Source organism: Variovorax sp. GW821-FHT10C12 (genome assembly GCF_059415405.1).
The window spans coordinates 527,472-546,905 of the sequence record NZ_JBWKNE010000003.1 but is presented as its reverse complement, the minus strand read 5'-3'; the positions used below and the strand labels follow the sequence as shown (position 1 = coordinate 546,905).

The window sequence follows — 19,434 nt, the reverse complement described above, 5'->3', positions numbered from 1 at the left end:
CAGGTTGAATTGTCTTCCCTGCACGGTGCAGCCAATGGCCCCGTGCTGAGACAGGAACGGTTTCGACAGGCGCCAGGCCGACCGGGTTCCTGAAGCGGAGGTGAAGCCTGCAACCGGATGCAAGCAGGCTTCCCGTCCGCTGCGCCGCCATCACTTGCCGGCGTTGTCGTCGTCCGGCGGATTGCCGTCGTAGACCTGGTTGCGGCGGCGCTGCAGGAACGCGTCGCGGGTGAACGAATACTTGTCGAGCGCGGCTTCGTCGAGCAGGCGGGTCGCGCCGAGGTAACGCGAGCGGGTGTCCACGATACGCAGGACCGACAGCGAATTGCGCCAGGCGACATCGTGGATGTAGCCCTGTGCATCGCCATAGAGTTCAAGCGGCTTGGCCACTGTGTCACGCAACGTGGACGGTCCAAGCAGAGGCAGCACGACATAAGGACCAGCGCCCACGCCCCAGTAGCCCAGCGTCTGGCCGAAATCTTCTTCGTGGCGCGGAATGCCTGCTTCCGTGGCCACGTCGAGCAGCCCGCCCAAGCCGAAGAACGTGTTGACGTTCAGCCGCATGAAGGTCTCGGCGCTGTTCTGCAGCTTGAGCTGCGCCACGTTGTTGGCCAGGCTCCAGACGTCGCCGATGTTGCTGAAGAAGTTGGTCACACCCTGGCGCACCAGCGAGGGCACCACCTTCTGGTAGGTGCTGGCCACGGGCTCGAGCACCGCTTCGTCGACGGTGTCGTTGAAGCGCGTCACGCCGCGGTTGAATGGCTCGAAAGGGTCGGTCGGGCTCGTCCCGGGTCCGGTGGCGCATCCGGCCACCAGCGCGAACCCGACGGTTGCGCCAGCCCAGCGGGCGGATTTCGCTACACTTTTAATAGCATTCGACGAAAAAAGTCGTGTGGTCATTTCTTGTTGGCTGTTCCCGGCGCCGTATTCCCCTCGGCGGCCTTGCTGTACAGGAACTGGCTGATCAGGTTCTCCAGCACCACGGCCGACTGGGTCGCGGTGATGGTGTCGCCGGCTTGCAGGTTCTTTTCCTCGGCGCCCGCCTCGATCCCGATGTACTGCTCGCCGAGCAGGCCACTGGTCAGGATCTTGAGCGAACTGTCCTTGGGAAAACTGTAACGGTTTTGCAGCGCCAGCGTCACGTCGGCCTGAAAGGCCTTGTCGTTGAACGCGATGGATTCCACACGACCAACGACCACGCCAGCGCTCTTGACCGCCGTCTGGGGCTTGAGCCCGCCGATGTTGTCGAAACGCGCGGTGACCGTGTAGGTCTTCTGGAAGTTCAGGCTCAGCAGGTTGGCCGACTGCAGTGCCAGGAACAGCAAGGCGGCGCCGCCGATCAGCACGAACAGGCCGACCCAGATGTCGTTGGTGGAACGTTGCATGGTTTGCACTCTCTGTCTAGAACGATGGAGCCGGGGCCCCTTTAGATACTGAACATCATGGCGGTGAGCAGGAAGTCCAGCCCCAGCACCGCCAGCGACGCCATCACCACGGTCCGCGTGGTCGCGCGCGACACGCCCTCGGGCGTCGGCTGGGCTTCGAAGCCCTGCAGCAGCGCGACGAAGGTCACGGTGAAACCGAACACGATGCTCTTGATGACGCCGTTGCCGACGTCGCGCCAGACGTCGACGCCGCCCTGCATCTGGCCCCAGAACGCGCCCGGGTCGACGCCCAGCATCATCACGCCCACGACGTAGCCGCCCATGATGCCGACCGCGCTGAACACGGCCGCCAGCAGCGGCATGGTGATGACGCCAGCCCAGAAGCGCGGCGCAAGGATGCGCTGCACCGGATCGACCGCCATCATTTCCATGGCGCTCAACTGCTCGTTGGCTTTCATGAGGCCGATCTCGGCCGTCAGCGAGGTGCCGGCCCGGCCGGTGAACAGCAGAGCCGCCACCACGGGACCGAGTTCGCGCACGAGGCTCAGCGCGACCAGCAGGCCGAGCGCTTCGGACGAGCCGTAGCGCTGCAGCGCGTAGTACATCTGCAGCCCGAGCACGAAGCCCACGAACAGCCCCGACACGCCGATGATCGCGAGCGAGTAGTTGCCCAGAAAATGGACCTGGTCACGCACCAGCCCGAAGCGGCGCATGATCTGCGCGCCCGGGCCGAGCAGCCGCAGGAAGAGTTTGGCGGCATGGCCCATGCCAGCCAATTGACTGCGCACGGCAAAGCCGATGTCGGCGGGCTTCCACCAGCTCATGAGCGCCCCCCTTCCCTGTTCCCGAAATCGTCTTGGATGCTGACGCCCGGGTAGTGGAAGCGCACAGGCCCGTCAGGCAGTGCGTTGACGAACTGGTGCACCAACGGATCGGCGCTTTCGCGCACCTCCTCGGGCCGCCCCTGCGCGGCGATGCCACCGTTGGCCAGAACGATCACGTGGTCGGCGATGCGGAAGGTTTCTTCGAGGTCGTGCGACACGATGATGCTGGTGAGACCGAGCGCATCGTTGAGCTGGCGGATCAGCCGCGCGGCCGTGCCGAGAGAGATCGGATCGAGCCCCGCAAAGGGCTCGTCGTACATGACGAGGTCGGGGTCGAGCGCGATCGCGCGCGCCAGCGCCACGCGCCGCGCCATGCCGCCCGAGATCTCGCTAGGCATCAGGTCGCGCGCACCGCGCAGGCCGACGGCATCGAGCTTCATGAGCACGATGTCGCGCACCAGCGCTTCCGACAGCTGCGTGTGCTCGCGCAGCGGGAAGGCCACGTTGTCGAACACGCTGATGTCGGTGAACAGCGCGCCGAACTGGAACAGCATGCCCATGCGACGCCGCGCCGCATACAGCGTCGAAACATCGAAACGGCCGACGTCTTTGCCATCGAACAGCACCTCGCCGCGTTGCGCGCGCTGCTGGCCGCCGATGAGGCGCAGCACGGTGGTCTTGCCACCACCCGACGCCCCCATCAGTGCCGTCACCTTGCCTCGCGGCACGGAAAACGACACGCCGTCGAGGATCGCGCGCGCGCCGTAGCCGAACGTGACATCGCGGAATTCGACGAAGGAGGAAGACGGTGGTGTGGCTGGGTCCATCACAATAAAAAAGCCGGGCGCCTTCTCAGGCATCCCGGCATGCGGTTTCCGCGGATGATAACGGGGCCACGAACGGCGCCGCTTCACTGAAACAAAAATCAGCGCGGTAAGTCGCTGAATCCCATCAAAAATTCGTCGACCGCGCGCGCCGCTTGACGTCCTTCGCGAATTGCCCACACCACCAGCGACTGGCCGCGGCGAATGTCGCCGGCTGCAAACACTTTGGGCACATTCGTTGCATAGCCGCCGATGAAGTCGACCGTGGCGCGCGCGTTGCCGCGGGCGTCCTTCTCGACACCGAAGGCGTCGAGCACGGTGGCCACGGGGCTGATGAAGCCCATGGCGAGCAGCACGAGGTCGGCCTTGAGGATCTGCTCGCTGCCGGCCACTTCCTGCATCTTGCCGTCCTTCCATTCGACGCGAACGGTCTTCAGGCCGGTGACCTTGCCCTTTTCGCCGATGAACTCCTTGGTGGAGATGGCGAACTCGCGCTCGCAGCCTTCTTCGTGGCTGGAGCTGGTGCGCAGCTTGATCGGCCAGTAGGGCCAGGTCAGCGGACGGTTCTCTTCTTCCGGCGGCTGCGGCATCAGTTCGAACTGCGTGACGCTCACGGCGCCGTGGCGGTTGCTGGTGCCCACGCAGTCGGAGCCGGTGTCGCCGCCACCGATCACGATGACGTGCTTGCCGTCGGCGCGCAGCTGGCCCTTGACCTTGTCGCCCGCGTTGACGCGGTTCTGCTGCGGCAGGAACTCCATCGCGAAGTGGATGCCGTCGAGGTCGCGGCCGGGCACGGGCAGGTCGCGCGACTGCTCGGCGCCACCGGTGAGCACCACGGCGTCGAACTCTTTCTGCAGCTGCTCGGGCGTGATGGTTTCCTTGGCCAGGTTGGTGACCTTGGAGCCCTTGCCCAGCGGATCTTTCGCGGCACCGACCATCACGCCGGTGCGGAAGGTCACGCCCTCGGCCTTCATCTGCTCGACGCGGCGATCGATGTGCGTCTTCTCCATCTTGAAGTCGGGGATGCCGTAGCGCAGCAGGCCGCCGATGCGGTCGTTCTTCTCGAACAGGGTCACGTCGTGACCGACGCGCGCCAGTTGCTGAGCCGCCGCCATGCCGGCGGGGCCGGCCCCGACCACGGCCACCTTCTTGCCGGTCTTGTGCTTGGCGACGCGCGGCGCCACCCAGCCTTCGTCCCAGGCGCGGTCGATGATCGCGTGTTCCAGCGACTTGATGCCGACCGCGTCGTCGTTCACGTTGAGCACGCAGGCAGCCTCGCAAGGCGCGGGGCAGATGCGGCCGGTGAACTCGGGAAAGTTGTTGGTCGAGTCGAGCACCGCGAAGGCGTTCTGCCAATCGTCGCGGTACACGAGGTCGTTGAAGTCCGGAATGATGTTGTTGACCGGGCAGCCGCTGTTGCAGAACGGCGTGCCGCAGTCCATGCAGCGTGCGCCCTGCACCTTGGCCTGGTCGGTGTTCAGGCCGACCACGAATTCCTTGTAGTGCTTGACGCGTTCTTCGACGGGCTTGTAGCCCTCTTCGACACGCTCATGCTCCATGAAGCCGGTGATTTTTCCCATCGTGCTGTCCTCTGTTCTTCGTATCTATGGCGCGCTCAGACGGCGGCCGTGGCGGGCGCGGCCAGTGCGTGCGGCTCGAGGCCCACGTGGGCGTTGTTGCCGCTGCTGGCCAGCTCGACCTGGCGGTCGTGCAGCTCGGCCAGGGCGCGCTTGTACTCGTTCGGGAACACCTTGACGAACTTGGTGCGCGACTCGGCCCAGTGGTCGAGCAGTTCGCGCGCGCGCTTGCTGCCGGTCCAGCGGTGGTGCTCTTCGAGCAGCTTCTTGAGCTGCGCTTCGTCGGTCTCGCCGCCGTGCCAGATCTTGCGATGCACGCTGGCGGTTTGCTCGGCCGAGGTCAGCACCTTGTCGAGCGACACCATCGAGAGGTTGCAGCGCGAGGCGAACTGGCCGTCTTCGTCGTAGACGAAGGCGACACCGCCGCTCATGCCGGCCGCGAAGTTGCGGCCCGTCTTGCCGAGCACGGCCACCGTGCCGCCCGTCATGTATTCGCAGCCGTGGTCGCCGGTGCCTTCAATGACCGCCGTGGCGCCCGAGAGGCGCACCGCGAAGCGCTCGCCGGCCACGCCGCACAGGTAGGCCTCGCCGGTCGTCGCACCGTACAGCGCGGTGTTGCCGACGATGGTGTTGCGCACGGCTTCGCCGCGGAAGTCGAGGCTGGGTCGCACCACCACGCGGCCGCCCGAGAGGCCCTTGCCGGTGTAGTCGTTGGCGTCGCCGATCAGGTACAGCGTGATGCCGCGTGCCAGGAAGGCGCCGAACGACTGGCCGCCCGTTCCTTCGAGCTGGATGCGGATCGAATCGTCGGGCAGGCCCTGCGGGTGCACCTTGGTCAGCGCGCCCGAGAGCATGGCACCCACCGAGCGGTTGACGTTGCGCGCCACCTCGATGAACTGCACCTTCTCGCCCTTGTCGATGGCGGGACGCGACTTCTCGATGAGCTTCACGTCGAGCGCACGCTCAAGGCCGTGGTCCTGGTTCTCGACATGGAAGCGCGGCACGTCGGCCGGCACGATCGGCAGCGCGAACAGGCGGCTGAAATCGAGGCCCGAAGCCTTCCAGTGTTCGATGCCCTTGCGCATGTCGAGCAGATCGGCGCGACCGATCAGGTCGTCGAACTTGCGGATGCCCAGCTGGGCCATGATCTGGCGCACTTCTTCTGCAACGAAGAAGAAGTAGTTGACGACGTGCTCGGGCTTGCCCGAGAACTTCTTGCGCAGGATCGGGTCTTGCGTGGCCACGCCCACCGGGCAGGTGTTCAGGTGGCACTTGCGCATCATGATGCAGCCCTCGACCACCAGCGGTGCGGTGGCAAAGCCGAATTCGTCCGCGCCCAGCAGCGCGCCGATGGCAACGTCGCGGCCGGTCTTCATCTGGCCGTCGGCCTGCACGCGGATGCGGCTGCGCAGGCGGTTGAGCACCAGCGTCTGCTGCGTCTCGGCCAGGCCGATTTCCCACGGGCTGCCCGCATGCTTGATCGACGACCAGGGCGAAGCGCCCGTGCCGCCGTCATGGCCCGCGATCACGACGTGGTCGCTCTTGCACTTGGCCACGCCGGCCGCGATGGTGCCGACGCCGATCTCGCTCACCAGCTTCACGCTGATGCTGGCGTGCGGCGCGGTGTTCTTCAGGTCGTGGATCAGCTGGGCCAGGTCTTCGATCGAGTAGATGTCGTGGTGCGGCGGGGGCGAAATGAGGCCCACGCCCGGCACGGCATAGCGCTGCTTGCCGATGTACTCGGTGACCTTGCCGCCGGGCAGCTGACCGCCCTCGCCCGGCTTGGCACCTTGCGCCATCTTGATCTGGATCTGGTCGGCCGAGTGCAGGTACTCGGCGGTGACGCCGAAGCGGCCCGACGCGACCTGCTTGATGCGCGAGCGCAGCGAGTCACCGTCGTTGAGCGGCAGGTCGACCTCGACGTTGGCCGCGCCGATCACGCTCTTGAGCGTGTCGCCCTGCTTGATCGGGATGCCCTTCAGTTCGTTGCGGTAGCGCGCCGGGTCTTCACCGCCTTCGCCCGTGTTGCTCTTGCCGCCGATGCGGTTCATGGCAATGGCGAGCGTGGCGTGCGCCTCGGTGCTGATCGAGCCGAGCGACATCGCGCCGGTAGCGAAGCGCTTGACGATCTCGGCGGCGGCTTCGACTTCGTCGACCGGGATGGCCTTGGCCGGATCGATCTTGAACTCGAACAGGCCGCGCAGCGTGAGGTGGCGGCGGTTCTGGTCGTTGATGAGCTGCGCGTATTCCTTGTACGTGTTCCAGTTGTTGGAACGCGTGCTGTGCTGCAGCTTGGCGATGGCGTCGGGCGTCCACATGTGCTCTTCGCCGCGCGTGCGCCAGGCGTATTCGCCACCGGCGTCCAGCATGTGGGCGAGCACGGGGTCGTCGCCGAAGGCGGCCTTGTGCATGCGGATGGCTTCTTCGGCGATCTCGAAGACGCCGATGCCTTCCACGCGGCTGGCCGTGCCGGTGAAGTACTTGTTCACCGTTTCGGTGTTCAGGCCGATGGCTTCGAACAGCTGGGCGCCGCAGTAGCTCATGTAGGTGCTGACACCCATCTTCGACATGATCTTCGACAGGCCCTTGCCGATGGCCTTGACGTAGTTGTAGACCGCCTTGTCGGCGCTCAGGTCGCCCGGCAGGTCGGCGTGCATGGCCGCCAGCGTTTCCATGGCGAGGTACGGGTGCACGGCTTCGGCGCCGTAGCCGGCAAGCACGCCGAAGTGATGCACTTCGCGCGCCGAGCCAGTCTCGACCACGAGGCCGGCGGTGGTGCGCAGGCCCTCGCGCACGAGGTACTGGTGCACGGCCGAGAGGGCCAGCACGGCGGGGATCGCCACTTGCGTCGGGCCCACGCCGCGGTCGCTCACGATCAGGATGTTGTGGCCGCCCTTGATGGCATCGACCGCTTCGGCGCACAGCGAGGCCAGCTTGGCTTCGACGCCTTCATCGCCCCAGCCCAGCGGGTAGGTGATATCGAGCACGTAGCTCTTGAACTTGCCCTGCGTGTAGGTGCCGATGTCGCGCAGCTTCGCCATGTCGGCGAAGTCGAGAATGGGCTGGCTCACTTCGAGCCGCATCGGCGGGTTGACCTGGTTGATGTCCAGCAGGTTCGGCTTGGGGCCGATGAAGGACACGAGCGACATCACGATCGCTTCGCGGATCGGGTCGATCGGCGGGTTCGTGACCTGCGCGAACAGCTGCTTGAAGTAGTTGTACAGCGGCTTGTTCTTGCTGGAGAGCACGGCCAGCGGGCTGTCGTTGCCCATGGAGCCGATGCCTTCTTCGCCGGCCTGCGCCATCGGGCTCATCAGGAACTTGATGTCTTCCTGGGTGTAGCCGAAGGCCTGCTGGCGGTCGAGCAGCGCCACCTGGCTCACGGGGATCGCGGCCGGCTCGGCCTTGACGCTGTCGAGCTTGATGCGCAGGTTCTCGATCCACTGCTTGTAGGGCTTGCTGTTGGCGAGGGTGGACTTGACCTCCTCGTCGTCGATCATGCGGCCCTGCTCCAAGTCGATGAGGAACATCTTGCCGGGCTGCAGGCGCCACTTGCGCACGATCTTCTGCTCGGGCACGGGCAACACGCCCGACTCGGAGGCCATGATGACCAGGTCGTCGTCGGTCACGCAGTAGCGCGAGGGGCGCAGGCCGTTGCGGTCGAGCGTGGCGCCGATCTGGCGGCCGTCGGTGAACACGATGGAAGCCGGGCCGTCCCACGGCTCGAGCATGGCGGCGTGGTACTCATAGAACGCGCGGCGGCGCGTGTCCATGGTGGCGTGCTGTTCCCAGGGCTCGGGAATCATCATCATCACGGCCTGGCTGATGGGGTAGCCGGCCATCGTCAAGAGCTCGAGGCAGTTGTCGAAGGTGGCGGTGTCGGACTGGCCGGCGAAGCTGATCGGGTAGAGCTTCTGCAGGTCGGCGCCGAGCACGGGCGACGACATGACGCCTTCGCGCGCCTTCATCCAGTTGTAGTTGCCCTTGACCGTGTTGATTTCGCCGTTGTGCGCGACGTAGCGGTACGGGTGGGCCAGCGGCCACTCGGGGAAGGTGTTGGTCGAGAAGCGCTGGTGCACCAGGCCCAGGGCCGAGACGCAGCGCTTGTCCTGCAGGTCGAGGTAGTAGGTACCGACCTGGTCGGCCAGCAGCAGGCCCTTGTAGACCACGGTGCGGCTGGACATGCTCGGAACGTAGTATTCCTTGCTGTGCTTGAGCTTCAGGCGCTGGATGTTGGCGCTGGCGGTCTTGCGGATCACGTACAGCTTGCGCTCCAGCGCGTCCTGCACGATCACGTCGTTGCCGCGGCCGATGAAGATCTGGCGCAGCAGCGGTTCCTTTTCGCGCACGGTGGGCGACATGGGCATGTCGCGGTTGACCGGCACGTCGCGCCAGCCGAGCAGCACCTGGCCTTCGGCCTTGATGGCGCGTTCCATCTCTTGTTCGCAGGCTTCGCGCGAGGCGTGCTCCTTCGGCAGGAAGATCATGCCGACGCCGTATTCGCCGGGCGGGGGCAGCGTGACGCCTTGCTTGGCCATTTCTTCACGGTACAGCAGGTCGGGCAGCTGGATCAGGATGCCGGCGCCGTCGCCCATCAGCTTGTCGGCGCCGACGGCGCCGCGGTGGTCGAGGTTCTCGAGGATCTTCAGGCCCTGCAGCACGATGGCGTGGCTCTTCTCGCCCTTGATGTGGGCGACGAAGCCGACGCCGCAGGCGTCGTGCTCATCGGCACCGGAATACAGACCGTGTTCTTGGAGGTGTTGAATCTCGGCAGCCGTCGTCATGGCGCGCTCCTTCAGTTTTCGCAGGGAAAGGGAGCATATTGCGATGCACAAAGAATGCCAAACACTTTAATAGGGGTCAGATTCTTATTAAATCTTGAGTTTTCTTGTCAGAATTAAATTGGGGACACATCAAAAATAGAAGCACAAACTCCAACACATATGCGGTACTCCGCCGTTTTCAGTCTTGATCTTTGGGGGATGCAGGCGGCCGGCCGGCCTTGGCCTTGATGACGCGGCGCTCGGTGGACTTCTGCAACGTGTCCAAAAAGTCACCATCGCCGGCCGCCCAGCCGCGCAGCGTGGCGTCGGTCAGGGCCTGCTGATCGGCTGCGCGGACACCGCCACGCACCAGTTCGGCATACGCCGCCTCCCGCGCAAAGGGCGTGTTGCCGAGCTCCCAGTACAGCGGATGCGGCGTCAGCAGCCGGTCCTGCCGCAGGCCGGCGTAGTGGCCGTGGCTGGACCACGGGAAGTCGCGCGCCTCGGTGACCATGCCGGCACGCACCGGATTCAGGTCGATGTAGGCCATGCAGGTCAGCAGGTAGCGCTCGGTCTGGATCAGGGTCGATCTGTAGCGCCCTTCCCACAAGGTGCCGCTGCGGCCGTGGCGGTCGTTGAAGTAGCGCACGTAGCTGCGCCCGACCGATTGCATGAACTGCGGCAGGCCCGTGGTGCTGTCGGGGGTGGCCAGCAGGTGGAAGTGGTTGTCCATCAGCACGTAGGCGTGCAGCGCAATGCCGAAGCGCGCGGCATTCTCGGCCAGCAGGCCGAGCAGCTTCTCGTGGTCGGCGCGGTCGACGAAGATCGGCTGGCGGTTGTTGCCGCGCTGGATCACGTGGTGCGGCATGCCGGCCAGCGTGAGACGGGGGAGACGGGCCATAGGGACGTGGACGACGCCGTCCGAGGTCAGAAGGTGTGAATGAATCCGGCGTGGCCGAGCAGCCCGCCCAGGCGCGCCCCCTCAAGGCGCAAAGCACAGCCGTAGCAGACGCTACGGCGAGCATTTGCAACGCCGAGGGGGCGTGCCTGGGCGGGATGAGCGGGCATGACGGCTTCGTTCACACCTTCTTAGTCCGCGAGGCGGAAGCGCGTGTCGCCCAGCGTGTCGAGCCCGAACTGCACCAGCAGCTCGCGCAGCCGCGTCGCGGCACTCGCCTTGCGCTGGCCGGTGTAGCGCGCCAGGATCAGCTCGTTCTTCATGCTGTGCTCCCAGCCGACGAGCTCGGTGACCGTCACGCTGTAGCCGTTGGCTTCCAGGTACAGGCAGCGCAGGACGTTGGTGAGCTGGCTGCCGATCTCGCGCGTGTGCAGCGGATGGCGCCACAGCTCGGCCAGCGGCGTGCGCGACAGGGCCAGCGCCTTGGTCTCGCGCAGGCAGGCCGCCACTTCGGCCTGGCAGCAGGGCACGAGCACCATGCAGCGCGCCTTCTTGGCCAGGCCGAAGGCGATGGCGTCGTCGGTGGCGGTGTCGCAGGCGTGCAGCGCGGTGACCACGTCGATCTGCGCCGGCAGTTCGCTCGCCTGCGCCGACTCGGCGACGGTGAGGTTCAGGAACGACATGCGCCCGAAGCCCAGCTGCTGCGCCAGCGCGCGGGAGCGTTCGACCAGTTCGCTGCGCGTCTCGATGCCGTAGACATGCCCGCCCTGCCGCGCGCGAAAGAACAGGTCGTAGATGATGAAGCCGAGGTACGACTTGCCCGCCCCGTGGTCGGCCAGCGTGGCCTCGGCGCCCTCGCCCGGCAGCTCGCGCAGCAGCTGCTCGATGAACTGGAACAGGTGGTAGACCTGCTTGAGCTTGCGCCGCGAATCCTGGTTGAGCCGGCCTTCGCGCGTGAGGATGTGCAGCTCCTTGAGCAGCTCGACGGACTGACCCGGCCGCAGGACTTCGGCCAGCTCGGCTTCGGCCTTCGCAGCTTTCTGGGTGGGATGGGCTTTCACGGGACGGGGCATGGTGTTCTTGTTGTTCATGGCGTGGCGCTTCCCGGGCCGACATCGAGCGCGGTCCAGCCGGCCGGGCCCAGGGCTTCGAGCGTCTCGATGTTGCGCTCGAAGATCGCCTCGGCCTCGGGAAAGGCCTCGACCGCGCGGTCCATGCTGTCTTCGCGCAGCAGGTGCAGCGTGGGGTACGGCGCGCGGTTGGTGGCGTTGGTGATGTCGTCGGCCTCGGTGCCGCCGAACTGGAAATGCGGGTGAAAGCTGGCGAGCTGCAGCACGCCGTCGAAGCCCGCGCGGGCCAGCTTGCGCTCGGCGCGCTCCGTGAAATCGTTGAAGTCGAGAAAGTCCGCCAGGGTGTGGGGAACGATCAGCAAGGTGGTGTCGCGCACCTCGGCGTCGAGCGCCACGAGCGCGCGAGCTTCGGCCAGCAGCGCATCGATCAGGCGGCCTTCGTGGGTGTCGAGGTAGGTGACGTAGTGGATCTGGCCCTTCACATGCACCGCCTTGGCGAAGGGGCACAGGTTGAGGCCGATCACGGCGCGTTCGAGCCAGCGACGGGTGTCGGCTTCAGCTTGTGCGGTTTCGATGATGGTTGGCTCGTTCATGGCGTGGCCTCCGCGAGCTTGCGAATGCGCCCGAGCCGCGTGGCGATCGCCATGCCCGCGAGCGAGCAGGCCAGCGTGGCGGTCCAGGTCCAGTGCCAGCCACCGACGCGGTGCGCCACCCAGGCCACCGCGGGCGGCGCCAGGAACTGGCCGAGCGACGACGCCTGCTGCATCAGACCGACAGTGGTCGAGACGGTGCTCGGCCCCGGCGCCAGCCGCACGCCCAGCAGGAACAGCGTCGCCGGCACCATGCCGCCGCCGAGCGAAAAAGCACAGATCGCGGCGTAGCGCAACGCGGGCGGCAGGCCCAGCGCCTCGGCCCCCTGCCCCGCCTGCGCGAAGGCGGCGACACCGCCCAGCGCCATGGCCATGAAGCCCCATTGCAGCAGGCGCTCGGGCGCCACGCCGCGTTGCAGCCAGCGGCCGCCCATGAGGTTGCCGACGATGTTCATCGCCGCGGCCAGCGCGGTCAGCACCGCGCTCCAGGCGGCCGGCACCTTCGCATCGGCATAGATGGCGGGAAGAAAACCGATCACGGACATCCACTGGGACGAGTACACGGCGAAGGTCAGCGCGATCAGCCACGGCGCGCGCGCACCGACCGTCTCGCGCAGCCGCGACGCCCAGCCGGACGATGCGGGCTGCAGGCTCGCCCCGGCCACGCGGGCCCGGTCGCGCGGCGCCGCCAGCCATACCCAGAGCGCCGCGCCCGCCGACACCAGCGACAGCGTCCACCACCAGTCGGCCCATCCGCCCCAGGCGATGAGGGCCGGGCCGATGAGCAGCGCCAGCGCCACGCCGAGCGGCATGTAGGCGCCCCACAGGCCCAGCGCGGCCTTGTCGGCGCCCGCCGGTGTCAGTGCGCGGATGAGTCCCGGGCCGGGCATCACCGCCATCAGGAAACCGATGCCTTCGGCCGCACGCAACACGAACAACCACAGCACCGCATGCGACCCGCCCAGCAGGCCGGCGCCGACGGCGCCCCCGAGCAAGCTGGCCACTGTCAGCACCGCCAGTCCGGTCAGCATGCTGCGGCGCAGGCCGATGGTGTCGGCCGCGAGCCCGGCCATCAGCCCCAGGGTCATGCTCGCCACCTGCACCAGCGAGAGCAGGAAGCCCGCCTCGACCAGGTCGATGCCGAGCGACGCCTGCAGCGCCGGCACGGCGGGCGGCAACTTGCCCAGGTGCAACGCGGCGCTGACGCCGCCCAACACGACGGCGAAGGCGGCGGCGGGCACGCGGGCCGACGTGCTGTTCGAGCGCACGGCTGCCGTCATGCGATGCCCCGGCGGCCGGTCAACCGCTCGTGCTCGCGCATGGCGAAACGGTCGGTCATGCCAGCGATGTAATCGGCCACGGCGCGGTGCCGGTCGCGGCGCTCAGCGTACGACGTGGGCATCTCGGTGCCGCGCGCGAGGTAGGCATCGAACAGCCCGCGCACGACCTCGCTCGCCTGGTCGGTGGTCTGCGTGACCTGCGGATGGCGGTAGAGGTTGCGGAACAGGAACTGCTTGAGCGCCTCCGACTGCGCCTGCATGGCGCCGCTGAAGGCCACCAGCGGCGGCGCCTGGCGCACCGCGTCGGCATCGACGGGGCCCAGCGCCTCGATGGCCGCGCGCGTGGTGTCGATCACGTCGTAGACCTGTGCACTGAGCATGCGGCGGATGGTTTCGTAGAGCACGCGCCGGCCCTGGCCCTGCAGGTGCGGATGCTCGGCCAGCGCCTCGCGGCGGTAGCGCTCGAACAGCTCGACATCGGCCAGCTGCTCGACGCTGATGAGGCCCGAGCGCACGCCGTCGTCGATGTCGTGGGCGTTGTAGGCGATGGCGTCGGCGAGGTTGCACAACTGTGCCTCCAGCCCCGGCTGCGTGCGGTCGAGAAAGCGGCGGGCCACGCCCTGCGGCTCGGCGGCCTCGATACGCTCGGCGTTGGCGCGCGAGCAGTGCTTGAGGATGCCTTCGCGGGTCTCGAAGCTGAGGTTCAGGCCGTCGTACTGCGGGTAGCGGTGCTCCAGCGCATCGACCACGCGCAAGCTCTGCAGGTTGTGCTCGAAGCCGCCGTGTTCGGCCATGCAGGCATTGAGCGCGTCCTGTCCTGCGTGGCCGAAGGGCGTGTGACCGAGGTCATGGGCCAGCGCGATCGCTTCGACCAGGTCTTCGTTGAGGCGCAGCGCGCGCGCGATGGAACGACCCAGTTGGGCGACTTCGAGCGAATGCGTGAGCCGCGTGCGGAACAGGTCACCTTCGTGGTTCAGGAAGACCTGGGTCTTGTAGACCAGCCGGCGGAAGGCGGTGGAATGGACGATGCGGTCGCGGTCGCGCTGGAAGGCGTCGCGCGTGGGCGCGGGCGGCTCCGCGTGGCGCCGTCCGCGCGAGCGCGCGGGGTGGCAGGCGTACGCCGCAAGGCTCATGCCACGCAGCACTGCGCGAGCACGTCGCGCACCATCGCGTCGGGCGCGCTGCGCACGACGGCGGAGCCGGGCCGGTCGATCACCACGAAGCGGATCTCGCCGGCCTCCGATTTCTTGTCGACGCGCATCAGCTCGAGGTAGCGCTCGGCGCCCAGCGCCGGTCCCACGGTGGGCAGGCCGGCGCGCTCGATCAGGCGGGTCAACCGCGCGACAAAGGCCGCGTCGACGCCGCCGAGGCGCTGCGACAGCTGCGCTGCCATGACCATGCCGCAGCCGACGGCCTCGCCGTGCAGCCATTCGCCGTAGCCCAGCCCCGACTCGATGGCATGGCCGAAGGTGTGGCCGAAATTGAGGATCGCCCGCAGGCCGGTCTCGCGCTCGTCCTGGCCGACGACCAGTGCCTTGATCTCGCAGCTGCGCTTGACGGCATGGGCCAGCGCGGCCGGGTCGCGCGCCACCAGCGCCTCGATGTTCGCTTCGATCCAGTCGAAGAAAGCCATGTCGTAGATCGGGCCGTACTTGATGACCTCGGCCAAGCCGGCGCTCAGTTCGCGCGGCGGCAGCGTCTGCAGCGTGTCGAGGTCGCACAGCACGAGCTGCGGCTGGTAGAACGCGCCGATCATGTTCTTGCCCAGCGGGTGGTTGATGGCCGTCTTGCCACCCACCGAGGAATCGACCTGCGCCAGCAGCGTGGTCGGCACCTGCACGAAAGGCACGCCGCGCATGTAGCTGGCGGCCGCGAAGCCGGTCATGTCGCCCACCACCCCGCCGCCGAGCGCGAACAGCACCGTCTTGCGGTCGCTGCCGTGGCCCAGGAGAGCGTCGAAGATCAGGTTGAGGGTTTCAAGGTTCTTGTGCGCCTCGCCGTCGGGCAACTCGAGCAGGTGGACCGTGCGAAAACGGTCGGCCAGCACGGTTCGCAGGGCCTGGGCGTAGAGCGGCGCCACGGTGGTGTTGCTGACGATCAATGCGCTCGCGGCCGCAGGAACGACGCCGAAGCTGGCGGGGTTTTCCAGCAGGCCACCGCCGATCAGGATCGGGTAGCTGCGCTCGCCGAGCTGGATCTCGACGCGTTCGGGCTGTGGCGGGGCGGAAAGTGCGGGCGAAACGGACAGGGACATGGCCGCGAGTTTAGGCGCTCGGGCCTGCCGGGGTCAGTCGGAGGGCTCTTCCGGGTGGGCACCGGGTTCGACCACGCCGGCCAGTTCGAGCTGCATCACGATGAGGTTGACGAGCACGGCAATCGACGGGCGGCCGGTATCGACCACGTCATGGGCCGTTTCCCGATAGAACGGGTCGCGTGCGTCATGCAGTTCGCGCAGCCGGCCCAACGGATCAGCCACCTGCAGGAGCGGGCGCTTGACGTCGTGGCGCAGCCGCCTGAACAGGTCTTCGGGCGAGGAGCGCAGGTAGATGACGTGGAAATGGCCGCGCAACTGCTGGCGATTGGCCTCGCGCAGCACGGCGCCGCCGCCGGTCGCCAGCACGCCGTGGGGGTGGGCGGCCAGGTCGGCGATGACCGCCTGCTCGATGTCGCGGAAGGCGGCTTCGCCCTCGCGGTCGAAGAAATCACGGATTGTGCAGCCGATGCGCTGCTCGATCACGTGATCGGTGTCGATGAAGGGAGTGTTCAGCCGAGCGCCCAGGCGCCGGCCCACTGCGGACTTTCCGGCGCCGGGCAACCCGACAAGTGCGACCGCCACGCGGTGGCTGCTACGCCCGCGCGTCAGCGCGCGGCGTTGCGGTCGGTAATCATCTTCGGGGTGATAAAGACGAGCATTTCGGTCTTGTTGGCAACGCGTTCGCGCTTGCGGAACAATGCCCCCATGTAGGGGATTTCACCCAGCACCGGCACGCGCGATTCGTCATTGGTTTCGGTGAGCTCGAAGATACCACCGATGACGACCGTGCCGCCGTTCTCGACCAGCACCTCGGTCTGCACGTGCTTGGTGTTGATGGCCGGGCCCGCCGAGGTGTTGACGCCGCGGGCGTCCTTGCTCACGTCCAGCGTGAGGATGATGTTGCCCTCGGGCGTGATCTGCGGCGTGACTTCGAGCTTGAGCACCGCCTTGCGGAACGAGATCGAGGTGGCGCCGCTCGACGTGGCTTGCTGGTAGGGGATTTCCTCGCCCTGCTCGATCAGTGCCTTGGTCTGGTCGGCCGTGATGACGCGGGGGCTGGAGACCAGCTTGCCCTTGCCATCGGCTTCGAGCGCCGAGATTTCGAGGTTCAGCATGCGCGACAAGCTCGAGTTGAACAGCGAGATCGCGAAGGCGCCTGCGGCGTTGCCGGTGCCGCCAGCGTCGCCGGCGGGCAGGTTGATGAAGTTGGAGTTGGTCCAGGTGGCTGCTGCGCCGCCAACGCCGCCGCCGTTGGTGGTGGTGGGCATGACGCCGATGGTGCCGTAGGCCGGATTGCCGTTGGCCGATGCGACGCGTTCGCGGGAGATACCGCCGCCCATCCGCACGCCGAGCGACTTGCCGAAGGTGTCCGAGGCTTCCACGATCCGCGCTTCGATCAGCACTTGGCGGACTGGAATGTCCAGCTTCTGGATCAGATCGGTGACCTGCGCCAGGCGCGAAGGAATGTCGGAAACGAACAGCTGGTTGGTCCGCGATTCGGCGATCACGCTGCCGCGGGGGCTCAGAATGCGCGAGGTCGCACCACCGCTGCCGCCACCACCTGCCGAGGCACCGGTCCCCGTCAGCCCCTGCGCAATGGCAATGGCCTTCGTGTAGTTCAACTGGAACGACTGCGTGCGCAGCGGCTCCAGGTTCTCGATCGCCGCCTTGGCTTCGAACTCGAGCTTTTCCTTGGCGTTGATCTCATCCTTGGGTGCGATCCAGAGCACGCTGCCGTTCTTGCGCATGCCCAGGTTCTTCGCCTGCATGATGATGTCGAGCGCCTGGTCCCAAGGCACGTCCTTCAGCCGCAGCGTCAGGGCACCATTGACCGAGTCGGAGGTCACGATGTTGAAGTTCGTGAAGTCGGCGATCACCTGCAGCAGCGAGCGGATCTCGATGTTCTGGAAGTTGAGCGACAGCTTCTCGCCGTTGTAGCCCACCCCCTGCGTCAGCTTGCTCGGATCGACCTTGCGAGCGCGAACTTCCACCACGAACTGGTTTTCGCTCTGGTAGGCGCTGTGTTCCCAGTCGCCCTTGGCATCGATCGTCATGCGCACGCGGTCGCCCGACTGCTGCGAGGTGATCAGTTGCACGGGCGTGCCGAAGTCGGCCACGTCGAGGCGGCGGCGCAGGCCTTCGGGCAGCGTCGACTTGGTGAACTCCACGACCAGGCTCTTGCCCTGTTGCTTCACATCGACACCGACCTGGTTGTTCGGCAGGTCGACCAGCACGCGGCCCGTGTTGTCGGCGCCAAGGCGGAAATCGACGTCGCGCAGCGGCAGCGTGTCGCGGTTGCGGTTCTCGGCAAAAGTGGTCGCCGCGGAAGCGACGAGCGCCGTGCCAGCCACCGGCTCGAGCACCACCAGCAGCGACTTGCCCTGGATCTCGGCCTTGTACGCCGTAGCCTGCTTCAGGTTCAGCACCACGCGGCTGCGGTCACCGGCCTGCACCACGTTGACCGAGCGCAGGTTGCCTTGGTTCACTTCGATGGCCGAACGCCCGATGGCGTTCGTCACGCCCGGAAAATCAAGCGCGATGCGCGCCGGCGTCTGCACCGAGAACCCGGCGGGCACGGCCGTGAGCGGCTGGGCCAGGTCGATGCGGATCACTTCCGCGCCCGACTGGGTCGAGCTCGTTACCGACTCGATCGCGTTTTGCGCATGGGCGACGGCCAGGGCACCGAAAGCCAGCAGACCCAGCCCGGCGGCGCGCAGCCACTGTGCCATCGTTGATTTTTTTTGGTTCATTTCGCACTCTCTTGCAACTGCAGCGTGGCTACGCGTTCGATCCATTCGCCCGCGGCGTCCTGCACGATCTCGCGCAGGGCGACTTCGGTTTCGTTGATACGGGTGATGCGCCCGTAGTTGAGCCCCAGGTATTCGCCGACGCGCACCTTGTAGAGCAGCTTGTCCACACGCACGAGCGCCACCGGCTGGCCGTTGCGGTTCATGCTGCCGACCATCGCCATCGTGTCGAGCGGGAACGCTTCGAGCGCTTCCTTGCGGCGCGCCAGCTCGGGCGCGATCAGTTCGGACGTGCTCGGCTGGTTCGACTCCCGGCGCAGCGCCTGGGTCAGCTTCAGCATGTTGAAGGGTTCGAACGACGATGCCTCGGTGTAGGCCTGCGGCGTGAACTTCTTGGGCTCCGAGATCGGCGGCACCGAAGGCTTGACCTGGGCGCGCTCCTCGACCATCCAGCGCTGCAGGTCTTCCTGGTCGGAATCGCCGCAGGCACTCAGGCCCAGCGCGGCCAGTGCCAGCCACAGAACTTTCGCGACCGGCTTCATTTCTTCGCCTTCGGCGCCGTGGCGCGTTTCTGGGCGGCCCGCTCGTCTTCGTCGAGGTAGCGGTAGGTGCGCGCGGTGGCGTCCATCGTCAGCACGTCCTTGTCCTTCTGCGGTGTGACGGTCACGTTGTTGAGCGTCACGATGCGCGACAGGCTGGCCACGTCGGCTGCGAAGGCACCCATGTCGTGGTAGCGGCCCGTGACGCGCACGGCGATCGGCAGCTCGGCGTAGTAGTCCTTGACCGAGACCTGGCCCGGGCGGAACAGCTCGAACTGCAGGCTGCGGCCGAGGCCGGCCTGGTTGATGTCCGAAAGCAGCGCATCCATTTCTGCCTTGCTGGGCAGCTGCTTCTCGAGCAGGATCACGTACTGCTGCACTTGCTCGCGCTGCTTCTTCAACAGGTCGAGGTTGGCTGCTTGCGCCACTTTCTTCTTGTAGTCGGCTCGGAGCGTGACTTCCTTGGCGCGCTCGGCTTCGAGCTCGTCGTTGGAATTCGTGAGCCAGACAAACCACAGGCCCGCCAACGCCAATGCGGTCACAGCGAGGCACAGCGCGTAGCGCGGCACCGCCGGCCACATGGAAGGGTCGTTCGGATTCAGTCCACGGAACTGGTCGCCGAAGTTCCGCAGTGCGGTCGCGACGTCGACTTTGGGGAGGGATCGCTTGCTGATGGCCATGAT

Annotated in this window: 16 protein-coding genes; all 16 read right to left on the bottom strand. The window is 66.7% G+C overall.

Annotation, left to right across the window (positions count from 1 at the left end; translation table 11 throughout):
• Window positions 1-150: 150 nt before the first annotated feature.
• The 16 genes from AC07OH_RS19005 to AC07OH_RS18930 all read right to left on the bottom strand — a co-directional run bounded on the left by AC07OH_RS19005 (window position 151) and on the right by AC07OH_RS18930 (window position 19,431).
• Complete coding sequence (locus tag AC07OH_RS19005; RefSeq protein ID WP_492679575.1) at window positions 151-900, bottom strand: MlaA family lipoprotein; 750 nt, start codon at window positions 898-900, stop codon at window positions 151-153.
• A complete protein-coding gene (gene mlaD / locus AC07OH_RS19000) occupies window positions 897-1,385 on the bottom strand; it encodes an outer membrane lipid asymmetry maintenance protein MlaD (protein WP_062471729.1) in 489 nt (162 codons plus the stop codon). The genes AC07OH_RS19005 and mlaD overlap by 4 nt, the downstream gene beginning before the upstream one ends.
• Before the next feature lie 41 nt (window positions 1,386-1,426).
• Complete coding sequence (gene mlaE / locus AC07OH_RS18995; protein WP_495301741.1) at window positions 1,427-2,209, bottom strand: lipid asymmetry maintenance ABC transporter permease subunit MlaE; 783 nt, start codon at window positions 2,207-2,209, stop codon at window positions 1,427-1,429.
• The gene (locus tag AC07OH_RS18990) at window positions 2,206-3,069 is read right to left on the bottom strand and encodes an ABC transporter ATP-binding protein (RefSeq protein WP_495301793.1); all 864 of its coding nucleotides are present in this window, start codon (window positions 3,067-3,069) and stop codon (window positions 2,206-2,208) included. The genes mlaE and AC07OH_RS18990 overlap by 4 nt, the downstream gene beginning before the upstream one ends.
• A gap of 65 nt (window positions 3,070-3,134) precedes the next feature.
• Window positions 3,135-4,613 (bottom strand): glutamate synthase subunit beta, encoded by a 1,479-nt coding sequence (locus AC07OH_RS18985; protein WP_495301740.1) that lies wholly within the window; start codon window positions 4,611-4,613, stop codon window positions 3,135-3,137.
• Window positions 4,614-4,648: 35 nt separating this feature from the next.
• Window positions 4,649-9,394: a glutamate synthase-related protein gene (locus AC07OH_RS18980; protein WP_489058983.1), complete on the bottom strand. Its 4,746-nt coding sequence runs from the start codon at window positions 9,392-9,394 to the stop codon at window positions 4,649-4,651.
• A gap of 178 nt (window positions 9,395-9,572) precedes the next feature.
• Window positions 9,573-10,274 carry a transposase gene (locus AC07OH_RS18975; protein ID WP_495301739.1) on the bottom strand — a complete coding sequence of 234 codons (702 nt, stop codon included), beginning with the start codon at window positions 10,272-10,274 and terminating at the stop codon, window positions 9,573-9,575.
• 188 nt (window positions 10,275-10,462) lie between these two features.
• Entirely contained in the window at window positions 10,463-11,362 is a 900-nt protein-coding gene (locus AC07OH_RS18970; RefSeq protein ID WP_495301738.1) for a class I SAM-dependent methyltransferase, read from the bottom strand.
• Entirely contained in the window at window positions 11,359-11,934 is a 576-nt protein-coding gene (locus AC07OH_RS18965; protein ID WP_495301737.1) for a DUF1415 domain-containing protein, read from the bottom strand. The genes AC07OH_RS18970 and AC07OH_RS18965 overlap by 4 nt, the downstream gene beginning before the upstream one ends.
• A complete protein-coding gene (locus AC07OH_RS18960; protein ID WP_495301736.1) occupies window positions 11,931-13,211 on the bottom strand; it encodes an MFS transporter in 1,281 nt (426 codons plus the stop codon). The genes AC07OH_RS18965 and AC07OH_RS18960 overlap by 4 nt, the downstream gene beginning before the upstream one ends.
• Window positions 13,208-14,344, bottom strand: a complete 1,137-nt coding sequence (locus AC07OH_RS18955; protein WP_495301735.1) for a deoxyguanosinetriphosphate triphosphohydrolase — start codon at window positions 14,342-14,344, stop codon at window positions 13,208-13,210. The genes AC07OH_RS18960 and AC07OH_RS18955 overlap by 4 nt, the downstream gene beginning before the upstream one ends.
• Entirely contained in the window at window positions 14,341-15,465 is a 1,125-nt protein-coding gene (gene aroB / locus AC07OH_RS18950) for a 3-dehydroquinate synthase (RefSeq protein ID WP_495301734.1), read from the bottom strand. The genes AC07OH_RS18955 and aroB overlap by 4 nt, the downstream gene beginning before the upstream one ends.
• 33 nt (window positions 15,466-15,498) lie before the next feature.
• The gene (locus AC07OH_RS18945; RefSeq protein ID WP_119554249.1) at window positions 15,499-16,047 is read right to left on the bottom strand and encodes a shikimate kinase; all 549 of its coding nucleotides are present in this window, start codon (window positions 16,045-16,047) and stop codon (window positions 15,499-15,501) included.
• Between the two features lie 23 nt (window positions 16,048-16,070).
• On the bottom strand, window positions 16,071-18,215 hold the full coding sequence (locus tag AC07OH_RS18940; protein ID WP_495301733.1) for a type IV pilus secretin PilQ: 2,145 nt from the start codon (window positions 18,213-18,215) through the stop codon (window positions 16,071-16,073).
• Window positions 18,212-18,754 carry a pilus assembly protein PilP gene (locus tag AC07OH_RS18935; RefSeq protein ID WP_489058997.1) on the bottom strand — a complete coding sequence of 181 codons (543 nt, stop codon included), beginning with the start codon at window positions 18,752-18,754 and terminating at the stop codon, window positions 18,212-18,214. Before AC07OH_RS18935 ends, AC07OH_RS18940 begins: the two co-directional genes overlap by 4 nt.
• Window positions 18,751-19,431, bottom strand: a complete 681-nt coding sequence (locus tag AC07OH_RS18930) for a type IV pilus inner membrane component PilO (protein WP_492679565.1) — start codon at window positions 19,429-19,431, stop codon at window positions 18,751-18,753. The genes AC07OH_RS18935 and AC07OH_RS18930 overlap by 4 nt, the downstream gene beginning before the upstream one ends.
• Window positions 19,432-19,434 lie beyond the last annotated feature (3 nt).